Origin of the sequence: Salipiger sp. PrR007, from assembly GCF_010499845.1 — a bacterium.
Lineage (GTDB): Bacteria > Pseudomonadota > Alphaproteobacteria > Rhodobacterales > Rhodobacteraceae > Salipiger > Salipiger pacificus_A.
This window is the reverse complement of the sequence record NZ_JAAGOZ010000061.1, coordinates 43,984-67,856: the sequence shown is the minus strand read 5'-3', so window position 1 is coordinate 67,856 and position 23,873 is coordinate 43,984. Positions and strand designations below refer to the sequence as shown.

Here is a 23,873-nt window from a genome sequence, read left to right as displayed (position 1 = left end):
CCTAGAATGCGATTTCAATGCCACGAAAATCGGCGGCGGAGAAGGAAAACCCCCGGCATTCCGGGGTTTTGTGGCAAAGTTTGCCGGAAGCGTGGTTATTTCGCAGCATGGGCCCGCCGGTCGCCGCGGCGCAGTGGAAAACAGCCCTTCCCGATATAGGTGGCATGCGATATGACGCGCGCCAGCCTGCATCGCGGGATCCACTCGCGCGCAGCAACCAGGAAGGAGAGCCAGAACCATGGGCTACAAGGTCGTTGTTGCCGGCGCCACGGGGAACGTGGGCCGTGAAATGCTGAACATCCTCGCCGAGCGCGAGTTCCCGGTCGATGAGATCGCCGTGCTTGCATCGCGAAAATCTCTGGGAACCGAGGTGAGCTTCGGCGACAAGACACTCAAGACCCAGGATCTTGCCACCTTCGACTTCACCGGCTGGGACATTGCACTCTTTGCCGTGGGCTCGGGTCCGACCAAGGAGTTCGCCCCCAAGGCCGCGGCGTCGGGCTGCGTGGTGATCGACAACAGCTCGCTTTACCGCTACGACCCGGACGTTCCGCTGATCGTGCCGGAAGTGAACGCCGACGCGGTGCACGGCTATTCGAAAAAGAACATCATCGCGAACCCGAACTGCTCGACCGCGCAGATGGTCGTGGCGCTGAAGCCGCTGCACGACCGCGCCAAGATCAAGCGCGTCGTCGTGTCGACCTACCAGTCGGTCTCGGGCTCGGGCAAGGAAGGCATGGACGAGCTTTGGGAGCAGACCAAGTCGGTCTACAACCCGGTCTCCGAGGTGCCGCCGAAGAAATACCCCAAGGAAATCGCCTTCAACGTCATTCCGCACATCGACGTCTTCATGGAAGACGGCTCGACCAAGGAAGAGTGGAAGATGGTCGCCGAGACCAAGAAGATCATCGACCCGTCCATCAAGCTGACCGCGACCTGCGTGCGCGTGCCGGTCTTCGTCGGTCACTCGGAAGCGATCAACATCGAGTTCGAGGACTTCCTCGACGAGGACGAGGCGCGCGACATCCTGCGCGAGGCGCCGGGCATCATGGTGATCGATAAGCGCGAAGACGGAGGCTACATCACGCCGAAGGAATGCGTTGGAGATTTCGCCACCTTCATCAGCCGGATCCGCCAGGACAGCACGATCGAGAACGGCCTGAACCTCTGGTGCGTTTCGGACAACCTGCGCAAGGGCGCGGCACTCAATGCCGTTCAGATTGCAGAGGTGCTTGGGCAAAAAGTGCTCAAGAAGGGCTGAGGCTCTCTCAAATCACTAACAAATCGTTAACGCCCGTCCCCGAAAGGGGGCGGGTTTTTGTCATGTTTATAAGCATTTCCCAGAAATTCGGATCACACCCCATCCATTGGGATAGGTGGGCCTCGCCCACTGGGAGCAGCACCTACTCCGCCGTCAGGATGGGCGGGCAATGCAGCCCTTGGTAGAAAAGGTGCATCAACAGCGACGGTTTCCGCCGCACCCGCCAGAAGGCGCAGCCAGTCAAAGGAGTGCCGACATGACCATCGATCTCGCAGACGTCGCCCGTGGCCGCCGCATCGTTGCCGTTGCTGCCCGCGACATGTCGCTGCTGAGCCGGCGGAGCCGTCCTATTCCCACCCTGATGGCGCGCCTGCTGCGCGGCTTCCGCCTGCCGGCCTGAAGGGACCAAGGGATTTTTACGAGTGCCGCCTCGGCGACCTGAGGTCGCCACGTAACAAGGCGAGTTATCCCCCGGGGGCGGGGAGTTTCGAGCCCCCATCGACCCTCGTGTCGCGTTGAGTTTCGCCGGCGGCGTTGTTTTGAGTGCCGGCATGGACGCGGGGGTCTCCGAGTGTTTCGGAGTGTGTGTTGTACCAGTAATGGCGGGGCGCGTGGTCGGGTGGTCGCGGGCCCCGCTGGTTCTTTGACGCTCGGCTGACGGCCGCCGATCCATCCGCCGAACGATGCCCGTCACAGTCCCCTCGTCACATGCCGTCGCCAATCGTGATCCGGTCGGGGGATGATCCGTGGTACACTCGACGTGTTTTCAGTATGGACGAGATTTGAGCAATGGATAGTTTTGATCGTTCCGGCGCCTTGCCAGCGCCACGTTTCGGCGATTCTTCGCCAGTCCTGCCCCCCTTCGACCCTGAGAAACCGCGCGCGCCCGACACATTGCCGGGCGATCTCGATTCCGAGACCGCGGCGCTTCTTCGCATGGTTGTGCTGCCGCAGATCGAAGCCGCCTCCAGTTGGGGCGATCTGGTGATGCGGTTGCGGGAGAAGGGATTCGGTCTCGGCTTTCGCGCCGGGCGGATGATTCTCAACCGGCTCGACAGCGGGGCGGAGATTTGCACGGGGCGCAGCCTCGGCGCGCCCCTGCGGGGTCTGGCGGCGCGGCTCGGGCGCCCGGCGCTTCGGCTCAGCCGCGACGGGCTGAGCGCAAGGCTTCAGGGCTGAGCCGCGGGGCCACTCAGACGACGACGTAGTCGCCGGCTTTCGGGTCGTAGCATTCCAGCGATCCGCTGCCGATGTCGTGCCAAAGGCCGTGGATCGTCAGGTGCTGCGATTCGACCGCCTCTCGCACGAAGGGGAAGGTCATCAGGTTCTCGAGCGAGACCAGCACCGATTCCTTTTCGAGCGCGCGGGCCATGTCCTCAGGCTTGCGCTCGACCACCCGCTCGTAGCCGGGGCGCAGGATGTCCATCCAGCGGCCCACGAAGCTCGACTTCTCCTCGAGCTGGGGCGCATTGCCCGAGCACATGTCGAGGCAGCCCTTCACGCCGCCGCAGCTCGAGTGGCCCATGACGATGACATGGGCGACCTTGAGCGCGGTGACCGCGTATTCGACCGCCGCCGAGGTGCCGTGCTGTTGCCCGTCGGGCTTGTAGGGCGGCACGAGGTTGGCGATGTTGCGGTGAATGAAGAACTCGCCGGTATCCGCCCCGAAAATCGAAGTGACATGCACCCGGCTGTCGCAGCACGAGATGATCATGGCGCGCGGGTGCTGGCCCTCGGAGGCGAGGCGTCGGTACCACGAGGAATTTTCTGCATAGCTGGTTGCCTTCCAGCCCTGGAACCTCTGCACCAGGTAGGCGGGTAGCGGTTTGGCGTTGTGCATCTCGATCCTCCAAGCAACTTGAAGCCTTTGACGGGATACGCGGGATTGTCGCGGAATTCGAGAGAAGAAACGCCATCATCTAACCTTTTGGGAACCGGGGTCCGCTATGACAGCGCTGCCGTGGGGGCGCAGAGATGAGGAGAGGGCGGTGACCAAATCGCTGACGTCCGGCCCGACAGGCGCCAGGGCGGTGTCCCGGATCGCTGTGCTCGCACCCTTCGAGAAGGCCGGACTCGACCCGCAGCCGCTCGAGGAGATCTTCGCTCGGCTCGGCCCCTCCGAGGCGGAAAATGCGCTCTGCCGCGCGATGGAGGAGCTGGCCTACCGTCTTGGTGAGCTTGATCGCGTCCATGCGCAGGGCCGCTGGCGCGATGCCTCCCGCCATGCGCGCGAGCTTGGCGGCATCGCGAGATGTCTCGGGATGCAGTCGGTCGCGCGGATTTCCGAGGACGTGCTGACCTGTCTTGGCGATGGCGACGCCGTGGCGCTTGCAGCCACCGTGGCGCGGCTCGGCCGGGTGGGGGAGCGCTCGCTCTACGCCATCTGGGACATGGAGGACCAGGGGGGCTGACATCCGGCGTGCGCTGTCCAGCCCCAGATCGGCCGCTGTCTCCTCACGCAAGCGTCACCGCCGAACGTCCCGGCGTCCCGCCCCCTTGCGGGTGCCGCTGGCTCCGATAGGCTCGGCGCAAACCGACCAAGGGGACCTTCATGAACCTGACTTTCGCACCCGCCGACGCCGGCGCCCTGCCGTTGCATGTGATCGAGGCCGAGGCGCTGGAGAGCTGGCTGGCAGACCAGCCCGCACGCGTGCGCACCTGGGTGGAGGCCAGTGGCTTCGCGGGCGAGATCGGCAATGCACTGATGATTCCCGGCGAAAGCGGCGCTCCCGAGGCAGCGCTGCTCGGCTACGGAACCGCCGCGCGCCGCCGCCGTACCCGCTTTGTGCTGGCCGCAGGCGTCACCCGGCTTGCCTGCGGGACCTATCGTATCGCCTCGGGCCTGCCGGCCGCTGCCGCCGAGGAAGAGGCGCTCGGTTGGCTGCTCGCGGGCTATCGCTTCACGCGCTACGCCGGAGAGGCGCCCGAGATGCCGCGCCTCGTCGCCCCCGAGCGGGTCGATGCGGCAAAACTCGAAGTTCTCGCAGCCGCCGAGGCGCTGACCCGCGACCTGGTGAACACCCCCGCCTCCGACATGGGGCCGGAGCAGCTCGAGGCTGCGGCGCGTAGCCTCGCCGCTGAGTTCGAGGCCGAGATTGAGGTGACCACCGGCGCGGCGCTGCTCGAGAAGAATTTCCCGATGATCCACGCCGTCGGCCGCGCCAGCCCGCGCGCACCGCGGCTGATCGACATGCGCTGGGGCACGACCGGCCCGAGGCTGACGCTGGTCGGCAAGGGCGTCTGCTTCGACACCGGGGGTCTTAACCTCAAACCCGGCAGCTCCATGGGGCTGATGAAGAAAGACATGGGCGGCGCGGCCAACGTGCTGGGTCTTGCCCGGATGATCATGGCTCTGGGGCTGCAGTTGCAGCTGCGGGTGCTGATCCCGGCGGTGGAGAATTCGGTCAGCGGGGATGCCTTCCGCCCGCAGGACATCCTCACCTCGCGCAAGGGGCTGACGGTCGAGATCAACAACACCGATGCCGAGGGCCGGCTTGTGCTGGCCGACGCGCTGGCACTGGCGGACGAGGAAAAGCCCGACTTCATCCTGTCGATGGCGACGCTCACCGGCGCCGCCCGGGTTGCGGTCGGCCCCGATCTCGCGCCCTTCTACACCGATGACGAAGGCTTTGCGGCCGCGCTCACCAAGGCCAGCGGCCCGGCTGCTGACCCGGTCTGGCGCCTGCCCTTCTGGGAGCCCTACGAGGACAAGATCGAGCCCGGCATCGCCGATCTCGACAACGCCCCGGCGGGCGGCATGGCGGGCTCGATCACCGCGGCGCTCTTCCTGCGCCGCTTCGTGACCGACACGCCTTACGCGCATTTTGACATCTACGCCTGGAATCCCTCTCCCGCCCCGGCGCGGCCCAAGGGGGGGCTGGGGCAGGGGCCGCGCGCCATCCTCGGTGCGCTGCCGCAGGTGCTGGGCCTGTGAAGGACAGCATGCTGATGGACCGCCGCCTGACTCCCGCTAACGGCCGTGTCGCCGCCGCACGCCTGCAGGGGCAGGTCGAGGCGCAGTATTTCAGCGAAGGCGAGCCTGCGTCGGTCAGCGCCGCCGTCGCCGACCTGCTCAAGTCCCCGGGCGGCGCGCGCGACCGGCAGCTGACCTACGGGGCTGCCGTCACCGTCTACGAGCGCCACGAGGGCTGGGCCTTCGTGCAGGCGCAGGCCGATGGCTTCGTGGGCTACGTCTCGGAGGAGGCGCTTGGCCCGCGCACTGCGCCCACGCACCGCGTCGCCACCCGCGCCACCCACGCCTATGCCGAGGCCAACCTCAAGACGCCCGACCGTGCCTTCCTGACCCTTGGCGCGCGGCTTTGCGTCACCGGCCAATCGGGCAGCTTCCTCGAGACCGACGCAGGGTTCGTCCCCGCCGGTCACCTGCTGCCGCTGGATCGCCCGGAGCCCGACCCGGTCGCCGTCTCGGAACGACTGCTCGGCACGCCGTACCTCTGGGGCGGCAACTCGGCGATGGGCATCGATTGCTCGGGGCTGGTGCAGGCCGGCCTGCACGCCTGCGGTATCGACTGCCCCGGCGACAGCGACCTGCAGGAGCGGGCGCTTGGCGAGACCCTCGCGCCCGGCACCGCCCCGAAGCGCGGCGATCTGCTGTTCTGGAAAGGGCACGTTGCCTGGGTCGCCGATCCGCAGACCCTGCTGCACGCAAACGCCTATCACATGGCCGTCGCCCATGAGCCCATCGCCAGCGCGCTGACGCGCATCGTGACGCAGGGCGACGGCGAAGTCACCCGCCACGCCCGCCTGACCCCGACCGGAGCCTGACATGACCAGCGATCCCTTCTTCCACCCCGTCTCGGGCATGGACCTGCCGCGCTACGCGGGCATCCCCACCTTCATGCGCCTGCCGCTGGTGCAGCCGGACCACGCACGTTTCAAGGAGGTCGAGATCGGCCTCGTCGGCGTGCCCTGGGACAGCGGCACCACCAACCGCCCCGGCCCGCGCCACGGCCCGCGCCAGCTGCGTGACGCCTCGACGATGATCCGCGCCGAGCACGGGCATTTCGGCATCCGCCCCTTCGAGGCCGCGGCCTGCGCCGATCTCGGCGACGTCGGCCCGAACCCTGTCGACGTCCAGGACAGCATGGCGCGCATCACTGCCTTTTACGATAAGATCGTTGCCGGGGGCATCCGACCGCTCACCGGCGGCGGCGATCATCTCTGCTCGCTTCCTGTCCTGCGCGCTCTCGGCAAGGCAAAGCCGCTCGGCATGGTGCATTTCGACAGCCACACCGACCTCTGGGACAGCTATTTCGGCGGCTTCAAGTACACCCATGGCACGCCGTTCCGCCGCGCGGTGGAAGAGGGGCTGCTCGACTCCAAGCGCATCGTGCAGATCGGCATCCGCGGCCCGATGTACGACCACGAGGACCGCGACTTCGCCAAGGCGGAGGGCATCCGCATCATCCCGATCGAGGAGTTCCACGCCCGCGGCGTGCCCGACGTGATGGCCGAGGCGCGCGAGATCGTCGGCACCCTGCCCACCTATGTCAGCTACGACATCGATTTCGTCGATCCGACCTTCGCCCCCGGCACCGGCACGCCAGAGATCGGCGGGCCGAACTCCTATCAGGCACTGCAGGTCGTGCGCGAGCTGATGGGCTTGAACATCGTGGGTGCGGACCTCGTCGAGGTCTCGCCACCCTTCGACGCCTCGGGCGGCACCGCTTTCCTTGGCGTGACGATCATGTTCGAACTGCTCTGCGCCATGGTCGGCAAGGGCAGCTGAGGCATCCGGTCCGCGCGGTCACACCGCGCGGATCATTCCACCGCGCGGATCAGCTTGCGCTCGAGCACGCGCAGCACGGTTTTCAGATCGTGCCCGCGCTTGAGGACCTGCCCCTCCATGGTGATCACCGCGTATTCGCCCTGCCGCTGTCGCAGCTTGGGGCGTTTCTCGATGCGGTAGAGCGGATGTTCGGCGGTGCGCCGGAAGACGGAAAACACCGCCACGTCCCTGAGCGAGGAGATGCCATAGTCTCGCCATTCCCCGGCCGCTACCATGCGGCCATAGAGCGAGAGGATCACGTTCAGCTCGGTCCGGTGAAAGGCAACCACATCGCTGCCCTGTCCCGGAAAGGGTGTCAGGCTGTTCATCTCTCAAAGCTGCGCCCGATGTGGTCACAAATCAAGACCCCGCGCGTCGCTTGGGCGCTTAAGCCTTTCTTTTGGGTCCGATTATTCCGCGCGGTGCAAGTTGTCTTGTGTCAGCGCGCCGCCTGTCGCGGCGCGTTTCACGTTCCCGAGAGCATCCGCGAGATGGACAGCGCGTAGCGGTCGGTCATGCCGGAGACGAAATCCGCCAGCCCGTGCAACGCAGCCTCGGGTCCTTCGATGGCGCGCAGATCGAGAGAGAGCGCTCGGGCGATCTGCGCCGGGTGGCCCTTGAGCGCGGTCTCATCCCATCCCGCCGCAGCCAGCGCTTCGAAGACAGGCAGCACCCCGTCCAGCACATTGCGGATCACCTGGCGGCCCGAGATTTCCAGTTCGGTCTTGCGCCCAGAGGTGAAGATCCTTTCCTGCGCGAGCGTGCCGATCTGCGCGAAGCTCGTGCCACACTCCGAGACCTCCACCAGAGCGCCGGAAAAGCTGCCGTCCATGATCGCCGCGTAGTTTGCGCGAAAAGCGGCGACGCAGGCCTCGATAGCCCGGCCGATGGCCAGCGCGCGCAGCAGCGCGATCTCCTCGCCCCGGGTGTAGCCAGTGGTGTCGCGATTGGGCCGTCCGGCCAGTTCGGTGAGCGCGTCGCGTACCACGTCGAAGGGCAGGTCGCCCGAGGTGTAGGCGTCTTCGAGATCGACGATGTTGTAGCAGATGTCATCCGCCGCCTCGACGACGAAGACCAGCGGGTGGCGCCGCCACCAGCGGCCCGCGGCGCTTTGCTCCATTGGCAGGCCGCAGCTCTGCGCGACCTCGGCAAAGAGCGGCTCCTCGCCAGCGAAGACGCCGAATTTCTTCAGACCCACGTAGCCCTTGCGCACCGCCTCGGGCAGGTCCGCGCGCGTGGCGGCAGTGGCCGGATACTTCATGAAGGCGCCCAGCACGGCCTTTGACAGGCGCATGCCGCCGGCATTGCGGTACATCTCCAGCCGGGAGACGATGCGGAAGCCCTGCGCGTTGCCCTCGAAGGCGGTGAACTCCGGGCGGAGCGCGGGGTCGAGCGCGCCGCAGAGCCCACGTCCCGCGTCGAAGCGCTCGGCGAACCAGGTGCCGATCGAGTCCTCGCCGGAATGGCCAAAGGGCGGATTCCCGATGTCATGCGCCGCACAGGCGGCCTGCACCACGTTTGCAAGGCTGTGATCCTCATGCGGGGCGATCTCGCCCTGTTCGATCAGCCACTGCCCGATGTGCATCGCGAGCGATCGACCGACGCTGCCAACCTCGACCGAATGGATCAGCCGGTGGTGGATGTGGTCGTTTTCGTAGAGCGGGTGAACCTGGGTCTTGTTGGCCAGACGCCGGAAGGGGGCCGAAAAGACGATACGGTCATGGTCCTGCACGAAGATCGACCGGTTGCGCCCCTCGATATAGCTCGGATCGCGCAGCCGTTCGGCGCAAAGAAGCTCGGTCCACAACATCGCTCGTTCCCCGCTTTGGTCTGCTGCACACCTAGCCGAGCCGGCGCAGAGGGGAAAGACGCGCGTTCTTCTCGTCAGAGATATGCGCGCGGAGGCTGCGCAGCTGGTGGGAGTCGAGCCCCAGAACAGAGGGCACTCATCGCTGCGCGGACACGAAAGTTTCCGATCCGCTCCACGCCGCGCAAGCAATCACCAAAAAGCGACGCAATGGGTTCATTTCACGTCTTGCTCGAATCCGCGCGCTCCCATAGACGCAGCAGCGGGACACCCTTCCCCAACGAAGGGCGACTATCTGTAAGGTTAGAGATAAATGGCTAGACCCCAACCGTCCGCGCGGCCGGCAAACCCGCGCTTTTCTTCCGGCCCCTGTGCCAAGATCCCCCATTTCTCGCTGGACATGCTGTCCGATGCCCCGCTCGGTCGTTCGCACCGCGCCAAGGTCGGCAAGGACAAGCTGAAGGCTGCCATCGAAGGCACCCGCGAGATCCTGAACATTCCCGCCGACTACAAGATCGGCATCGTCCCCGCCTCGGATACCGGTGCGGTCGAGATGGCGATGTGGTCGATGCTCGGCGCCCGCAAGGCCGAGATGCTGGCCTGGGAATCCTTCGGCGCGGGCTGGGTCACCGATGTGGTGAAACAGCTCAAGATCGACGCCGAAGTGAAGACCGCCGACTACGGCCAGATCGTCGACCTCGCCACGGTGAACTTCGACAATGACGTCGTCTTCACCTGGAACGGCACCACCTCCGGCGTGCGCGTTCCCAACGGCGACGCGATCCCCGCCGACCGCGACGGGCTGACCATCTGCGACGCGACCTCGGCCGCCTTCGCGCAGGACCTGCCCTGGGACAAGCTCGACGTCACCACCTTCTCCTGGCAGAAGGTGATGGGCGGTGAAGCGGCGCACGGTATCCTCGTGCTGAGCCCCCGCGCCGTCGAGCGGCTGGAAAACTACACCCCCGCCTGGCCGCTGCCGAAGATCTTCCGCCTCACCAAGGGCGGCAAGCTGATCGAGGGCATCTTCGTCGGCGAGACGATCAACACCCCGTCGATGCTGGCGGTCGAGGATTACCTCGTCGCGCTCGAGTGGGCGCGCAAGGTCGGTGGCCTCAAGGGGCTGCAGGAGCGCGCGGACACCAACGCAAAGGTTCTCTGGGACTTCTGCGACCGTCACGACTGGATCGCCAACCTCGCCGAGGATGATGCCACCCGGTCCAACACCTCGGTGTGCCTGAAGTTCACCGACGACCGGATCAAGGATGGCGCGGCCTTTGCAAAGGCGGTGGCCAAGAAGCTCGAGACCTACCATGTCGCCTATGACATCGGTGCCTATCGCGACGCCCCGGCGGGCCTGCGCATCTGGTGCGGTGCCACCGTGGAAAGCGCCGACATCGAGGCGCTGACGCTGTGGCTCGAATGGGCCTTCGAGACCGAGATCGAGGCACAGGCCGAGACGGCCTGATCCCCAAGATTTGACGAAATCGCGGGACCGCACGGGCGGTCCCGTCTCTCCTCGCATCCAGATTTTCCCCCGAAAGGACCGCTGTCATGGCTCCCAAGGTTCTCATCTCCGACAAGCTTTCCGACGCTGCCGTCCAGATCTTCCGCGATCGCGGCATCGAGGTCGATTTCCGCCCCGAGCTGGGCAAGGACAAGGAGGCGCTCGCCGCCGTGATCGGCGACTACGATGGTCTCGCCATCCGCTCGGCCACCAAGGTGACGCCCTCGATCCTCGAGAATGCCACCCGTCTGAAGGTCGTCGGCCGCGCGGGCATCGGCACCGACAACATCGACAAGGAAGCCGCGTCGAAGAAGGGTGTCATCGTGATGAACACCCCCTTCGGCAACATGATCACCACTGCCGAGCACGCCATCGCGATGATGTTCGCCGTCGCCCGGCAGCTGCCGGAGGCCTCCGCCTCGACCCACGCAGGCAAGTGGGAAAAGTCGAAGTTCATGGGCGTCGAGCTGACCGGCAAGACCCTCGGCGTGATCGGCGCCGGCAACATCGGCGGCATCGTCTGCGACCGCGCCCGCGGCCTGAAGATGAAGGTCGTGGCCTATGATCCCTTCCTGGGCCACGAGAAGGCCGACAAGATGGGTGTGGAGAAGGTCGAGCTCGACGAGCTGCTCGCCCGTGCCGACTTCATCACGCTGCACGTGCCGCTGACCGACCAGACCCGCAACATCCTCGCGCGCGAGAACCTCGCGAAGACCAAGAAGGGCGTGCGGATCATCAACTGCGCCCGCGGCGGTCTCGTCGACGAGGAGGCGCTGGCGGAGCTGCTGAAGTCGGGCCACGTGGCCGGCGCCGCCTTCGACGTCTTCGCCCAGGAGCCCGCCACCGAGAACCCGCTGTTCAATCTGCCCAATGTGGTCTGCACACCGCACCTCGGCGCCTCGACCACCGAAGCGCAGGAGAACGTCGCGCTGCAGGTGGCCGAACAGATGGCCGACTACCTGCTGACGGGTGCCGTGACCAACGCGCTGAACATGCCCTCGGTGACCGCCGAGGAAGCCAAGGTCATGGGACCGTGGATCAAGCTTGCTGGCCACCTCGGCAATTTCATCGGCCAGATGACCGACGAGGCGATTACCGCGATCAACATCCTCTATGATGGCTCTGTTGCCGAGATGAACCTGCCGGCGCTGAACTGCTCGCTGATCGCAGGCATCATGAAGACCATCTCGCCCGAGGTGAACATGGTCTCGGCCCCGGTGATCGCGAAGGAGCGCGGCATCCAGATCTCGACCACCAACCAGGAACAGTCGGGCGCCTTCGACGGCTACATCAAGGTTACCGTGGTCACTGAAAAGCGCGAGCGTTCGGTCGCGGGCACCGTGTTCTCGGATGGCAAGCCGCGCTTCATCCAGATCAAGGGCATCAACATCGAGGCCGAGGTGGGCGAGCACATGCTCTACACCACCAACAAGGACGTGCCGGGCATCATCGGCAAGCTGGGCTCGATGCTGGGCGACCACAAGGTCAACCTCGCGAACTTCACTCTCGGCCGCGCCGCGGCGGGGGGCGAGGCGATCGCCATTGCCTACCTCGACGAGGCGATCGACGAGGGCGTGGTGTCCGCGCTGCGCGATACTGGCCTCTTCCAGCAGGTCAAACCGCTGGAATTCGACGTCGCCTGATAAGAAGGCCAAAGGCCGAAGGTACGACAGGGACAGAGAAGACAGGGGCGCCTCGCGGGGCGCCCCTTTTTCGTGAGGTCGCGCCGCTGCGCGGGTTTAGCGGTGCGCCCGCCCTTGCCTCCCCCGGCGCCGGGGTCCAAGTAGACCCTACGGAAAGGACCTCTCATCATGCCCATATTCGTCATCGGTGACATTCATGGCCAGATTGACCGGCTACATGAAGCGCTCGAGTACATCGCAAACGACGCCCACGCCGGCGCGCCCATCGTCTTCCTGGGCGATTACGTCGACCGCGGACCCGACTCCCGCGCGGTGATCGAGTTGCTGATGCAGGGACAGGCCGAGGGTCGGCCCTGGACCTGCCTGATGGGCAACCACGACCGCTTCCTGCTCCGCTACCTGGGCAATCCGCGCTACATGGACCCCAACGTTTCGCGTCCGCTGCTCTGGACCGATCCGCCGCTGGGCGGGGCGCGCACGCTGGCCTCTTACGGGGTGGACGTGAGCGAGGGGCGCGACCTTCACGACATCCATGCCGATGCGCTGGAGGCGGTCCCACAGGCCCACCGCGACTGGATCGCGAACCTGCCGCGTCTGCATGAGACCGAAGATCACATCTTCGTCCACGCTGGGCTGCGACCGGGGGTGCTGCTCAACTACCAGAAGGAGGATGATCTAGTGTGGATCCGCGCGCCCTTCCTCGACTGGCAGGGCGATTGGGGGCGGCTGGTGGTGCATGGCCATACGGCGCTCGATGCGCCGCAGCTCTATTCGAACCGTCTCAACATGGATGGCGGAGCGGGTTACGGGCGCCCGCTCCGACCGGGTCTGCTACTGGGCCGCGAGGCCTTTGTGCTCGGCCCCGGAGGACGCCTCCGGCTTTAGGGCACACCAGGCCTCGTATTGCGACAGGAACACCTGCCCGGAGAGTTCGTGCAGGAAGTGAGAGCGCTTGAGCCGGTCCATCACCGGGCCCTTCACCTCGGTCAGGTGCAGGGTGATACCCTGTTCCGACAGGCGCCGGTTGATCTCTTCCAGCGTCTCCAGCGCGCTCATGTCGACCTCGTTCACCGCCGGGAACATCAGCACCACGTGGCGCAGGTTCTGGCACTCGGCGACGCGGCTCAGCACGTATTCCTCGAGAAAGCGCGCGTTGACGAAATAGAGGCTCTCGTCCACCCGCAGGGTCAGCACGCCCGGCAGGGTCTCGACCTCGTGGCGCAGCACGTTACGGAAGTGATGTGTGCCCGGCACCAGACCGACCTCGGCCACATGCGGCTTCGAGGTCTTGTAGAGGTGGAGAAGGATCGACAGCAGCACACCCGCCGAGACGCCGACCTCGACGCCGACAAGCAGGGTCAGCACGATGGTGGCTGAAACGGCGGTGAAGTCGACCTTGGAGTAGGTCCAGGTCTTCTTGAGGATCGAGAAATCGACGAGGCTCAGCACCGCGACGATGATCGTAGCGGCCAGCGTGGCCTTGGGCAGGAAGAACAACAGCGGCGTCAGGAGCAGCGTCGCAAGGCCGATCCCCACGGCGGTATAGGCGCCCGCGGCGGGAGTCTCGGCGCCCGCGTCGAAGTTCACCACCGAGCGCGAGAAGCCGCCCGTGACCGGGAAACCGCCCGAGAGCGCCGAGCCGATGTTCGAGGCGCCGAGGCCAATGAGCTCCTGATCGGGATCGATCCGCTGGCGGCGCTTTGCGGCGAGGGTCTGGGCGACCGAGACCGATTCCACGAAGCCGATGATCGAGATCAGGATCGCCGGCATCAGCAGCGTCTTCCACATGCCCAGGTCAAAGGAGGGCACCGAGAAGGGCGGCAGGCCCGTCGGCACATCTCCCACGACCTTCACACCCATCTCGTTCAGGCCAAGACCCCAGGTGAGCAGCGTGGTCACAGCAACCGCGGCGACGGGTCCGGCCTTTGCGAGGATATCGGCCATCCGCGGACCGAACCCCATCTTGCGGAGCATCGGCTTCAGCCCCTTGCGGACCCAGAACAGGAAGGCCGTGGCGGCGACCCCGATTGCCAGTGTGATGCCGTTGGTCTCGGGCAGGTGGGCAATCAGCGCGCCAACAAGATCGACCAGCGTGTGGCCCTCGGCGCTGATGCCGAAGATATGCTTGAGCTGCGAGGCGGCGATCAGCACGCCCGAGGCGGTGATGAAACCAGCGATCACCGGGTGACTGAGGAAGTTGGCCAAAAAGCCGAGGCGCAGCACACCAATGGCCACCAGGAAGACGCCGGAGATGAAGGCCAGTGTGACCGCGGCGAGCGCGATCTGCGCGGGATCGCTGAGCCCGAGTTGCCCGATCGCCGCGGCGGTCATCAGCGAGACCACGGCCACTGGGCCCACGGCCAGCGCCCGGCTGGTGCCGAAGATCGCATAGGCCACCAGCGGCAGGATCGAGGCATAAAGCCCCATCTCGGCGGGCAGCCCGGCAAGCAGGGCATAGGCCAGCGACTGCGGGATCAGCATGACTGTCACGATGACCGCGGCCACGAGGTCCGAGGTCGCAGTGTCTCGATCGTAGGTTCGCGCCCAGTCGAGGATCGGCAGGTAGCGGGTCAGGCGGGGAAGTCGCATGGGCAAGGTCCTGAATTGCGCGTTCCCCAAGAGGAGTCGGGGATGTGACACCTATATATTCAATAAAGGGAATTTGTGAAGAGCGAAACTCATGTTCCGCGGAAATTCCATCGCGAAGAACATTGTCCGCGTAACGGTTTAATTTCCAGAAGAATATCTTGCCTAGCGCCTGACGGTCTGGGAGCTTGCTAGCCACGTTCTCCTGCCCAGCGAGACCGTCCAGGTCACCAGCGGCAGTGTCTTCTCCTAACCAGCTTAGCCGTGCGCGCCGGCTTGGGCCTGTCATTCGGCAATGTCGTTGGTGTCTTGCGAATGTCGGCGAGGTGTAGGTGTCTTTCCAAGCGGATCGGCAAGAAGCACAGACGTCCAAGATACCCGTGGTTGTGGCTCGGCGCAGGCTGCCCGATCACGGTGTATCAGGGGAGATTCTCGGGTCCGGAACCCGCAAAGAAAAACGCCGCCCCGAGGGACGGCGTTTTCCGAAATCCGGAAGGGATGGGATCAGAAGCCCAGGCCTTCGTATTTCTTCTTGAACTTCGACACGCGGCCGCCGGCGTCCAGCAGACGCGACGAGCCACCGGTCCAGGCCGGGTGCACGGTCGGGTCGATGTCGAGAGACATCTGGTCGCCTTCCTTGCCCCAGGTCGAACGGGTCTGGTAGATGGTGCCGTCGGTCATCTTGACGTCGATGACGTGATAGTCGGGGTGGATGCCCTTTTTCATAACGGCTCTCCTTATGCGTCGGCGCCGGCGAGCGGCTTGTAGTTGGTCTGCTCTGCGATACGGGCGGATTTGCCGCGACGCGAACGAAGGTAGTACAGCTTGGCGCGACGGACCTTGCCGCGGCGCACCACCTCGATCGAGTCGATGTTGGTGGCATAGAGCGGGAAGACGCGCTCGACGCCCTCACCGAAGGAAATCTTGCGGACGGTGAACGAGCCGGCGATGCCCTTGCCGTTCTTACGGCTGATGCAGACGCCTTCGTAGTTCTGCACGCGGGTACGCGTACCTTCGGTCACCTTGTAGCCGACGCGCACGGTGTCGCCGGGCTTGAAGTCAGGGATGGTTTTCCCCAGGGCGGCAATTTGCTCCGCCTCGAGCTGTGCGATCAGATCCATCTGACGCTCTCCTATCTGCTCACGGTTTTTCCCGTGAAGGTGTCGCGTTCTCAGAGCTCCGTGTCTTCGACCGGGTCCGCCTTGGCGCCCGCGGGAGGTAACAACATCTTTGTCTTCTGGGTGGCCAGAGGCCGCGTCCGGACCGCTCGGGCCGCGCCGAAGAAACGCGAGAGGCGGGAACGGACGACTCCACGAGTCGCCGAGCGGCGTCGTGGATTGGCGCCATATAGGCGCGGAAGGGCGCTGGATCAAGGGAAAACTGCGGGTTTGGGCCCGCGTGAGCGCGGGCAGGAGCGAGGCGCGCTGCCCCTCGCGATCCACGGGATATTTGGGTCTAGAAGAGGGGCGGCGCGGTCAGGATTTGTCTTGGGCGGCGCGCGCCTCGTGCGCCTGCCAGAGATCGGGGCGGCGGGCGCGGGTGATATCTTCGGATTGCGCGCGGCGCCAGGCCTCGATCGCGGCGTGGTTGCCCGACAGCAGCACGTCGGGGATGCGGTGACCCTGCCAGTCGGCCGGTCGGGTGTATTGCGGATGCTCAAGCAGCCCGTTGGAGAAACTCTCTTCCTCGGTCGAGGAGGCATTGCCGAGCACGCCGGGGATCAGCCGGATGGTCGCGTCGAGCAGCATCTGAGCGGCGATCTCGCCGCCGGTGAGGACGAAGTCGCCGAGCGAGACCTCGATGATCTGGTAATGGTCGATCACCCGCTGGTCGAGACCCTCGAAACGGCCACAGATCAGCGTGACGCCGGGCTCCTGCGCCAGGCGCTGCGCCATCTGCTGGTCGAAGCGGCGGCCGCGCGGGCTGAGGTAGATCAGCGGCGCGCGGGCGGGCATGCGGGCGCGGGCGTGTTCGATGGCACGGCCCATCACGTCGGGGCGCAGCACCATGCCAGCGCCACCGCCGGCGGGGGTGTCGTCGACATTGCGGTGCCTGCCCTCGCCGAACTCGCGCAGCGCGACTGTGCTGAGCTGCCACAGCCCATCCTGCAAGGCGCGGCCGGTAAGCGAATGGCCCAGCACGCCGGGGAAAGCATCGGGCAGCAGGGTGATCACCTGCGCCTGAAAGGCGCGGGCGAGCTCCGGGGCCTCGGTCATCAGCTCGCGCGGCGTCAGGCTGGGCCGGATGGTCTTGCGGCCCGAGGCGCGCTGCGGTGTGTCGGTCATGTCGGGTATCCTTCGCGCCCCTCTGGATCGCGCCCCCCGTCTAGCGGCGGAGCGTCCGCGGCTCAAGCCATGGAGTTCGGACCCGGCCGGATAGCAGGGTGTGGGCCGCTGGAATCAGCCGCCGGTCGAGAGGGGCGTGTGCGCGGTGGCCTCGGCATGCTGGACCGCAATCCGGCGCAGCCGGTCGTGCAGGTCGAGCACCATGTCCGGCAGCCGGAAGCACCGGGCGAGGCCCCCGGCGCGCTCGGGCGTCGCCCGCAGGAGCGTGACCAGCAGCCACAACTCGGTAACCCCGCGAGGGGTGAGCTCGGCGGCGCTGCGGGCACGGTGGCAGGCAAGCCCGCGTTCGAGAATGCGCCGGAGCGCGTATTCGGGGCTTTCCGGTTGCGTGCCAAGGGGCGCCGGGCTGCTCAGCAGACGCGCCAGCTCGGCGCGCATCTGCCGCACGGGCGGGAGCGGCAGGGGCGGGCGGCGCAGCGCGCGGCGGGTCAGCAGGACGGGCCGCGCAGCGCGGAACCGGCGCAGCGAGGCGCGCGCCGCGAGCGCCGCCAACACGCCAAGCAGCCAAAGCGCGGCGAAAAGGAAAAGCCGCTCATGACCCAGGGCCGGCGCAACGGCTGCAACACTCAGGCTGGCGATAAGACAAAGGAGGAGAAACGGCGCATACCGCGCCCGCAGGCCAAGACGGACCACTGAAAACACAACACCAAACCTCGGGACGAAACATTGGGTTAAGAACACTGGCGTAAGCCTAGCATAGCCCCTTGGGAATCTGGACAGAATTCACCAAAGACCCGGAATCATCACCTTTTGGGGAACAATCGGTGAGTTTCGGCCTCCTCGTTTCCGGGGCGCGGGACTTCTCGGTGTCCGGTCGCAGCCCGGTGCAGGGTTATTCCAGCAACCCCTCGGGTGGGTCTGCGATGATCCGGCCAGAGGCAAGGTCGACGGTCGGCACCACTGCGCGGGTGAAGGGCAGCAGGACCGTGGAGGAAGCGCCGGGCACGATCAGCTCGAGCAGGTCCGAGGCGCCGTGGTTGAGCACCGCCTTCACCTTGCCGATCTCGGCGCCGCCGGTGTCGAGAACGGTCAGCCCGATCAGGTCGGTATAGTAATACTCGTCGTCGGGAAGGTCAGGCAGCCGGTCGCGGGGCGCAAAAAGCTGCAGCCCCTTCAGGGCGTCTGCCTCTTCCTTGGTGCGCACGTCCGAGAGTCGCGCGGCAAAGCCGTCCTTCAGCGGGCGGGTGATCTGCAGATCGAAGCTGCGGCTGCCGTCCTCGGAGGTGAGCGGGGCATAATCGGCAATCGCCTCGGGGTCAGCGGTGTAGCTCTTTAGCCGCACCTCGCCATGCACGCCGAAGGCGCCGCCCAGAACGCCGACACAGATCATCTCGTCCACTTCGATGCGCCTCCCGTCATTGCGCTTGCCCGGCCCGGTGCGCGGGGCGCCGGGGCCGGTGAGGGCGGGGATAGCGCGACCCGGCCCGCTTGTGCAATCTCCGAAAGGCTCAGAACCGCAGGTTGAAGACCCGGGTCACCCCAATGCGGAAGCGCCACTGGTCATTGTCGCCGGTGTCGACGATCGGGCTGTCGGCGGCGTCGCCCTGCAGGTTGTCCCAGTTCAGCGCGCTTTCGACACCCCAGAGGTCGTTGATCTTGTACCGCGCGCCGACCTGGATGCCGGCGCTGATCAGCCCTCCCTCAGGATCGTAGGCCGGTAGATCGGCGGTGGCCTCGTCGGGGTCGACGCCAGAGTAAGTGTCGATGAACGCGTCGTTGGCCCAGATGAAGCGTGGGCCGACGGTCAGCCGCCAGCGGTCGTCGGGGCGAGCGACATAGTCGAGCCCGACCGAGCCGACGTAGCCCTCGTGACCGCCGAATCCGCGGCGGATGTCGGCGAATGCCTCGTAGTTCGGTCCGGCAAAGCCGATGCCGAAGCCGAGTTCGTAGCTCGGATCGATGTCGTGCAGGCTCTCGAGGTCCGGGTCATTGCTGGCGTCGCGTTCGCCGAGGTAGCGGAACGAGCCGTGAAAGTCCCAGCCGTAATCTTCCGCCCAGGGGTCGGTGTCGCCGACCTCGGGCAGGCCGCGCAGGCGCAGGTGGCGGAAGCGGAAGCCGATGTCGGGGCCGACGTCGTATTCGTCCGAGCCGAAGAACTTCGGCTGGGTGGCCACGCCGGCGCGCAGGGTGAAGGTGAAGCTGTTGCCCGGGGACTGGGTCGAGGTGACCGGCTGGGTCACCGGGGCGCCGTCGCCGATCGTCTCGGGTGTCACGAAGTCCTGCGCCAGCGCCGGGCCTGCGAGCAGCAGGGTCACGAGCGTCAGCGCGCCGGTCTTGGCAGCAAGGGGGCGGAGCAGCGGCATGGCAGATATCCCGGTGTTCGCAAGGCAGTACCGGACTGATGGTAGGCCGCGGATGCAAGTTATCCAAGCGTCAACCAAAAAGGGTGCGCAGGATTTCTCCTGCGCACCCCTTATTGTGGCATTGATGCCGCGGAGAATTACTCTGCGGTCTCTTCTGCCGGTGCTGCTGCGGCCTCGGCGGCTGCTGCTGCTTTTGCTGCCTTGGCTTCGGCGCGCTCGGTGGCTGCCTTGCCCGGGACGGCTTTCTTGGGGTTGCTGCGCTCTTTCTTCTCGACGACGCCTGCCGCTTCGAGGAAGCGTGCAACACGGTCGGTCGGCTGGGCGCCCTGGCCGAGCCAGTACTGGATGCGCTCGACGTTCATGACCACGCGGCGCTCATCGTCCTTGCCGAGCAGCGGGTTGTAGGTGCCCAGCTTCTCGAGGAAGCGGCCGTCACGCGGCATGCGCGAGTCGGAGGCGACGATTGCGTAGTGGGGGCGCTTTTTCGAGCCACCGCGGGCAAGACGGATTTTCATGGCCATGGGGGTATCTCCTTGAGTATGGCGTTTCGTGACGGGCAAAGCCCTGTCAGGATTGGTGTTTTTCGTGGTGCTTGATGACTTCCTGAATGATGAAGTTCAGGAATTTCTCGGCGAAGGCCGGATCGAGATCCGCTTTCTCCGCCAGGTCCTTGAGCCGCGCGATCTGCTGCTCTTCACGCGCGGGGTCGGAGGGGGGCAGCTCGTGGGTGGCCTTGAGGACCCCCACGGACTGCGTGTGCTTGAACCGCTCGGCGAGCGTGAACACGAGGATCGCGTCCAGCCGGTCGATGCTTTCGCGGTGTTCTTTCAGAAGGTCTGCGGCGCGGGCGGCGGGATCACTCATGCTCGACTCCTTTGAACAAGAAAGAGGGGGCACACTCCGTGCACATCCCATGCACGACGCGTGCATCGGAGGCGGCAGGAACCGCGCGCCGGGACTTGGGGGAAATCGCGTCAGTCAACGGCCCATCCCTTCGGCTTGAAGAGCGGATCGATGTAGTTGGCGATCTCCATGTCGATGCCATGCGCGAGCTGGCTGCCGCGCAGCGCCGCGGGCGCCGGGTGGCGGTAGACGGCGTCGCTGCCATCGACGGTTGCGGCCGCGGGATCCTTGCGGGCCCCGAGCCGTTCGGCAAGACGGATGGAATCGAGGTTCTTGGGGTCGATGTAGCTGACCGCCCCATCCCATCCGGCCTCGTCGTAGAAATACTGTCGCACGCGCTGCGTGGCCTCGAGCGCGTAGCCCTTGCCGCCGCGGTCCGGCCAGATGATCCAGGCGATCTCGCGCTCGGGCCATTTGGCCGGGAACCAGCCGCCGGCCATGCCCACGGTCTCGCCGGTCTCACGCAGGTGGATCATCCACATGCCGAAGCCGCGGATCTGCCAGTGACCGATCTCGGCGGCGTAGAGCATCCAGGTCTCGTAGGCATTGAGCGGCCCGCCCATGAAGCGCGAGCGGTAGGAGGCGAAGGTGGCCTTGAAGTCCGGGTAATCCTCGGACTTCGGCGCGCGCAGCACCAGCCGGGCCGTTTCCAGCTCGGGAATTCCCTGCAGCACGGCTGCGGGCACCGCCGGAGCGGTTTGGGGCTGCATCGCGAGGCTCATCCGTCGATCTCCGGGTGGCGATAGATGTGGGCGACGTGGCCCAATACCATTTCTTCGCGCTCGAAGCTGGCGCCAAGGCGCAGGGCCAAGGCGCGCGAGCGGTCGTTCCCCGGGTCGACGAGGCTGATCAGTCGGGTCAGTCCGAAGTGCGTCGCGGCGGCGGCACGGGCGGCGGAGGCCGCCTCATAGGCGTAGCCGCGGCCTTCGAACTCAGAGAAGATCGAGTAGGCGAGCTCGGGTTCGGGCCATTCGATGTGGTTGAGCGGCCCGGTAAAGCCGGCCATCCTGCCGCTCTCGCGGTCGGTGACGTGCCAGATGCCGTAGCCGCGGATCTGCCAGTGGCCGGCCGAGCGCAGCAGCGTGCGCCAGACGTGGCCGCGGTCGACCGGGCCGCCAACGAAATGCGAGCGCGGCTCGGCATAGAAGGCGCACATCGCCTCGAGATCATCCAACTGCGGAGCGCGCAGGACCAGGCGTTCGGTCTCGATGGTGGGGATCACGACGCTCATGCCAGCACCTCCTCGGCGGGAGGGTGGCGATAGAGCATGTCCTCGCCCATGTGGTAGTTCTTGTAGGTGCGCTCGTAGATCGCGCCCAGACGTTCGGCCAGCGCGACAGAGCGCGTGTTGCCCGGCACGATATTCGACGTCAGCGTCTTGAGGCCGAGGTCCTCGTAGGCATAGCGGCGCACGCGCAGCGCGGCCTCGCTGGCAATGCCGCGACCTTCGTAGCCCTCGAACACGACCCAGCCAATCTCGGGTTCGGGCCAGCCCTCGGGGTTCCAGATGCCGCAGATGCCAGCGGGCGTGCCGGTCGCCTTTTCTTCGATCGTGAAATAGCCGTATCCGCGCAGGTGCCAGTGGCCGACGTTCAGCGCGAACCAGCGCCAGGCATCGCCGCGATGGTCGTAGCCGCCGAATCCCTCCGAGCGCTCGCGGTCGAGCAGGAAGGCGATCATCGCCTCTGCGTCACCGGCTTCGGGGCCGCGCAGGATCAGTCGTTCGGTTTCGAGGCGGGGGGCGGTGACAAGGCTCATGCGTAGGCCTCCACGCTGCCATCCGAATCGTCTTCTGGCGCGCCATAGAGCGCGAAGGGGTCGCCCGCGAGGGCCTTGGCGGCGCGCACGCCCTCCGTGCCGGCTGCCTGTTCGGCGCTCGGGGTCGTCACCTCTTGCGAGGGAAGGGGGAGGGGGTGCAGTTCGCTCATTTTTTCTTGCCGAAGCCGCCGAGGCCCGGCGGCAGCGCGCCGCCGCCCATGCCGGGCATGCCGCCGAGACCGCCGAGTCCGCCGGGCATCTTGCCGCCCATCGCCTTGGCCGCGGCCTCGATCTGCTTGGGGTCCATCTGCGAGGGGTCCATGCCCTCGGGCATGCCGCCGGGACCTTTTGCGCCGAACATGCCTTTCATGGCCTGCTTCAGCATGCCGCCTTTGCCCATCTTGCCCATCTTCTTCATCATGTCGGACATCTGGCGCTGCATTTTCAGCAGCTTGTTGAGATCCGCCACTTCCATGCCCGCGCCCGCCGCGATGCGCTTCTTGCGAGAGGCCTGCAGGAGCTGCGGGTTGGCGCGCTCCTTCTTGGTCATGGAGTTGATGAGCGCGATCTGCTGGCGCAGGATCTTGTCGTCGAGACCGGCCTCGTCCATCTGCTTGGCCATCTTCGCGGCGCCGGGCATCATCTGCATCATCGCGCCGAGGCCGCCCATCTTCATCATCTGCTCGAGCTGCATCTTCAGGTCGTTCATGTTGAACTGACCCTTCTGGAAGCGCTTCATCATGCGCTCGGCCTGCTCGGCCTCGAGCGTCTGCTGCGCCCTTTCCACCAGCGCGACGATGTCGCCCATGCCGAGGATGCGGCCGGCGACGCGCTCGGGTTCGAAGGTCTCCAGCGCGTCCATCTTCTCGCCGAGGCCGACGAACTTGATCGGCTTGCCGGTGATCGCACGCATCGAAAGCGCGGCGCCGCCGCGGCCGTCGCCGTCCATCCGGGTCAGCACCACGCCCGAGACGCCGATCTTGTCGTCGAACTCGGTGGCGACGTTGACGGCGTCCTGACCGGTGAGACCGTCGACCACCAGCAGCGTCTCGCGCGGGCTCACCACGTCGCGCACGTCGGCGGCCTGCTGGATCAGCTCGGCGTCAATGTGCAGGCGGCCCGCGGTGTCGAGCATATAGACGTCATAGCCGCCAAGGCTGGCCTGGGTCTTGGCGCGCTTGGCGATGGCGACCGGGTCCTCGCCCTTGACGATCGGCAGCGTGTCGACGCCGATCTGCTGGCCGAGAATCTGCAGCTGCTCCATGGCCGCCGGGCGGTTCACGTCGAGCGAGGCCATCAGCACCTTCTTGCGGTCGCGCTCTTTCAGGCGCTTGGCAAGCTTGGCGGTGGTGGTGGTCTTGCCCGAGCCCTGCAGGCCGACCATCAGAATCGGCGCGGGCGCGTTGTCGATGCGCAGCGCTCCGGGCTCGCCTTCACCGGCGAGTGTGGCGATCAGCTCGTCATGGACGATCTTCACCACCTGCTGGCCGGGGGTCACCGACTTGGTGACCGCGGCGCCGGTGGCTTTTTTCTCGACGGCCTTGATGAACTGGCGCGCCACGGGCAGCGAGACGTCGGCCTCGAGCAGGGCGACGCGCACTTCGCGCAGGGCGGTGCGGACGTCATCCTCGGAGAGGGCGCCCTGCTTGGTGAGGCGGTCGAAGACGCCGCCGAGGCGTTCGGAAAGAGATTCGAACATGGGCCGTCTGGCTCCTTCTTCTCTGGTCCGTATCTGGTGTGCAGACCCGAGATGGGGGCCGCGCGGCGTAGAATCAAATGTGACGCCGGAAGCGCCGTCTTGTCGGGCCCGTGCGCCAATGCGAAAACGCCTCCGTGGGCGCAACGCGCTGACGGAGGGCGATCCCGGGCATAGGCCCAAGGGACCGGAAGCGATGGGACTCCCGGTGGATTGCGCGCGATGTACGCCTCCAGGTGCGGCGAGTCAAGCAAAGCAGGGGTGCCGTGCGGGAGC

General features: G+C 66.2%; 27 protein-coding genes. 10 read left to right on the top strand and 17 right to left on the bottom strand.

Annotated features, from left to right (window positions below; all coding sequences use genetic code 11):
• The first annotated feature begins 238 nt into the window (after positions 1 to 238).
• The 3 genes from G0Q01_RS21215 (at position 239) to G0Q01_RS21205 (ending at position 2,440) form a co-directional block, all read left to right on the top strand.
• Entirely contained in the window at positions 239 to 1,261 is a 1,023-nt protein-coding gene (locus G0Q01_RS21215) for an aspartate-semialdehyde dehydrogenase (RefSeq protein ID WP_164197599.1), read from the top strand.
• Between the two features lie 256 nt (positions 1,262 to 1,517).
• Positions 1,518 to 1,661 carry a hypothetical protein gene (locus G0Q01_RS21210; RefSeq protein ID WP_159099528.1) on the top strand — a complete coding sequence of 48 codons (144 nt, stop codon included), beginning with the start codon at positions 1,518 to 1,520 and terminating at the stop codon, positions 1,659 to 1,661.
• Between the two features lie 389 nt (positions 1,662 to 2,050).
• Entirely contained in the window at positions 2,051 to 2,440 is a 390-nt protein-coding gene (locus G0Q01_RS21205) for a hypothetical protein (protein ID WP_235940305.1), read from the top strand.
• Positions 2,441 to 2,453: 13 nt separating this feature from the next.
• Here G0Q01_RS21205 and G0Q01_RS21200 read toward each other — a convergent pair whose 3' ends face one another.
• Positions 2,454 to 3,101 carry a carbonic anhydrase gene (locus G0Q01_RS21200; RefSeq protein ID WP_164197598.1) on the bottom strand — a complete coding sequence of 216 codons (648 nt, stop codon included), beginning with the start codon at positions 3,099 to 3,101 and terminating at the stop codon, positions 2,454 to 2,456.
• A 148-nt stretch (positions 3,102 to 3,249) separates the two neighbouring features.
• On the opposite strand from G0Q01_RS21200, the gene G0Q01_RS21195 reads away from it, so the two are divergent.
• The 4 genes from G0Q01_RS21195 (at position 3,250) to speB (ending at position 7,010) form a co-directional block, all read left to right on the top strand.
• Positions 3,250 to 3,672: a hypothetical protein gene (locus G0Q01_RS21195; RefSeq protein ID WP_370457327.1), complete on the top strand. Its 423-nt coding sequence runs from the start codon at positions 3,250 to 3,252 to the stop codon at positions 3,670 to 3,672.
• Between the two features lie 140 nt (positions 3,673 to 3,812).
• A complete protein-coding gene (locus G0Q01_RS21190) occupies positions 3,813 to 5,195 on the top strand; it encodes a M17 family metallopeptidase (protein ID WP_164197597.1) in 1,383 nt (460 codons plus the stop codon).
• An 11-nt stretch (positions 5,196 to 5,206) separates the two neighbouring features.
• Complete coding sequence (locus tag G0Q01_RS21185) at positions 5,207 to 6,046, top strand: C40 family peptidase (protein WP_164197726.1); 840 nt, start codon at positions 5,207 to 5,209, stop codon at positions 6,044 to 6,046.
• A gap of 1 nt (position 6,047) precedes the next feature.
• Complete coding sequence (gene speB / locus G0Q01_RS21180) at positions 6,048 to 7,010, top strand: agmatinase (RefSeq protein ID WP_164213843.1); 963 nt, start codon at positions 6,048 to 6,050, stop codon at positions 7,008 to 7,010.
• A gap of 32 nt (positions 7,011 to 7,042) precedes the next feature.
• Here the strand turns inward: speB and G0Q01_RS21175 are convergent, their stop codons facing one another.
• Entirely contained in the window at positions 7,043 to 7,378 is a 336-nt protein-coding gene (locus G0Q01_RS21175; RefSeq protein WP_095883024.1) for a DUF2794 domain-containing protein, read from the bottom strand.
• Between the two features lie 137 nt (positions 7,379 to 7,515).
• Positions 7,516 to 8,859: a dGTP triphosphohydrolase gene (dgt, locus tag G0Q01_RS21170; protein ID WP_164197595.1), complete on the bottom strand. Its 1,344-nt coding sequence runs from the start codon at positions 8,857 to 8,859 to the stop codon at positions 7,516 to 7,518.
• A gap of 310 nt (positions 8,860 to 9,169) precedes the next feature.
• Here dgt and G0Q01_RS21165 point away from each other — a divergent pair, with 310 nt between their 5' ends.
• The 3 genes from G0Q01_RS21165 (at position 9,170) to G0Q01_RS21155 (ending at position 12,891) form a co-directional block, all read left to right on the top strand.
• Positions 9,170 to 10,324 carry a phosphoserine transaminase gene (locus tag G0Q01_RS21165; RefSeq protein WP_164197594.1) on the top strand — a complete coding sequence of 385 codons (1,155 nt, stop codon included), beginning with the start codon at positions 9,170 to 9,172 and terminating at the stop codon, positions 10,322 to 10,324.
• Positions 10,325 to 10,410: 86 nt separating this feature from the next.
• Entirely contained in the window at positions 10,411 to 12,006 is a 1,596-nt protein-coding gene (gene serA / locus G0Q01_RS21160) for a phosphoglycerate dehydrogenase (RefSeq protein WP_164197593.1), read from the top strand.
• Positions 12,007 to 12,174: 168 nt separating this feature from the next.
• The gene (locus G0Q01_RS21155; protein ID WP_203595116.1) at positions 12,175 to 12,891 is read left to right on the top strand and encodes a metallophosphoesterase; all 717 of its coding nucleotides are present in this window, start codon (positions 12,175 to 12,177) and stop codon (positions 12,889 to 12,891) included.
• On the opposite strand, the gene G0Q01_RS21150 is transcribed toward G0Q01_RS21155, so the two are convergent.
• From G0Q01_RS21150 to ffh, 14 genes are all read right to left on the bottom strand, one after another.
• Entirely contained in the window at positions 12,838 to 14,595 is a 1,758-nt protein-coding gene (locus tag G0Q01_RS21150; RefSeq protein ID WP_164197592.1) for a SulP family inorganic anion transporter, read from the bottom strand. The genes G0Q01_RS21155 and G0Q01_RS21150 overlap by 54 nt on opposite strands.
• A 501-nt stretch (positions 14,596 to 15,096) precedes the next feature.
• Entirely contained in the window at positions 15,097 to 15,318 is a 222-nt protein-coding gene (gene rpmE, locus G0Q01_RS21145; protein ID WP_095883017.1) for a 50S ribosomal protein L31, read from the bottom strand.
• Positions 15,319 to 15,329: 11 nt separating this feature from the next.
• Entirely contained in the window at positions 15,330 to 15,713 is a 384-nt protein-coding gene (rplS, locus tag G0Q01_RS21140; protein ID WP_095883016.1) for a 50S ribosomal protein L19, read from the bottom strand.
• A 354-nt stretch (positions 15,714 to 16,067) separates the two neighbouring features.
• Positions 16,068 to 16,877, bottom strand: a complete 810-nt coding sequence (trmD, locus tag G0Q01_RS21135; protein WP_164197591.1) for a tRNA (guanosine(37)-N1)-methyltransferase TrmD — start codon at positions 16,875 to 16,877, stop codon at positions 16,068 to 16,070.
• 114 nt (positions 16,878 to 16,991) lie between these two features.
• On the bottom strand, positions 16,992 to 17,432 hold the full coding sequence (locus G0Q01_RS21130) for a hypothetical protein (protein ID WP_164213842.1): 441 nt from the start codon (positions 17,430 to 17,432) through the stop codon (positions 16,992 to 16,994).
• A 337-nt stretch (positions 17,433 to 17,769) separates the two neighbouring features.
• Positions 17,770 to 18,276, bottom strand: a complete 507-nt coding sequence (rimM, locus tag G0Q01_RS21125; RefSeq protein WP_164197589.1) for a ribosome maturation factor RimM — start codon at positions 18,274 to 18,276, stop codon at positions 17,770 to 17,772.
• Positions 18,277 to 18,385: 109 nt separating this feature from the next.
• Positions 18,386 to 19,240, bottom strand: coding sequence for a MipA/OmpV family protein (locus G0Q01_RS21120; protein WP_164197588.1), 855 nt, complete (start codon positions 19,238 to 19,240; stop codon positions 18,386 to 18,388).
• A gap of 137 nt (positions 19,241 to 19,377) precedes the next feature.
• Positions 19,378 to 19,761, bottom strand: coding sequence for a 30S ribosomal protein S16 (gene rpsP / locus G0Q01_RS21115; protein WP_164197587.1), 384 nt, complete (start codon positions 19,759 to 19,761; stop codon positions 19,378 to 19,380).
• 46 nt (positions 19,762 to 19,807) lie between these two features.
• Positions 19,808 to 20,104, bottom strand: a complete 297-nt coding sequence (locus G0Q01_RS21110; protein ID WP_092427867.1) for a chorismate mutase — start codon at positions 20,102 to 20,104, stop codon at positions 19,808 to 19,810.
• 110 nt (positions 20,105 to 20,214) lie between these two features.
• A complete protein-coding gene (locus G0Q01_RS21105; RefSeq protein WP_235940304.1) occupies positions 20,215 to 20,865 on the bottom strand; it encodes a GNAT family N-acetyltransferase in 651 nt (216 codons plus the stop codon).
• On the bottom strand, positions 20,862 to 21,374 hold the full coding sequence (locus G0Q01_RS21100) for a GNAT family N-acetyltransferase (RefSeq protein ID WP_164197586.1): 513 nt from the start codon (positions 21,372 to 21,374) through the stop codon (positions 20,862 to 20,864). Before G0Q01_RS21100 ends, G0Q01_RS21105 begins: the two co-directional genes overlap by 4 nt.
• A complete protein-coding gene (locus G0Q01_RS21095; protein WP_164197585.1) occupies positions 21,371 to 21,901 on the bottom strand; it encodes a GNAT family N-acetyltransferase in 531 nt (176 codons plus the stop codon). The genes G0Q01_RS21100 and G0Q01_RS21095 overlap by 4 nt, the downstream gene beginning before the upstream one ends.
• Positions 21,898 to 22,071 carry a hypothetical protein gene (locus G0Q01_RS21090; protein ID WP_164213841.1) on the bottom strand — a complete coding sequence of 58 codons (174 nt, stop codon included), beginning with the start codon at positions 22,069 to 22,071 and terminating at the stop codon, positions 21,898 to 21,900. The genes G0Q01_RS21095 and G0Q01_RS21090 overlap by 4 nt, the downstream gene beginning before the upstream one ends.
• Positions 22,068 to 23,600, bottom strand: coding sequence for a signal recognition particle protein (gene ffh / locus G0Q01_RS21085; protein WP_164197583.1), 1,533 nt, complete (start codon positions 23,598 to 23,600; stop codon positions 22,068 to 22,070). Before ffh ends, G0Q01_RS21090 begins: the two co-directional genes overlap by 4 nt.
• Positions 23,601 to 23,873 lie beyond the last annotated feature (273 nt).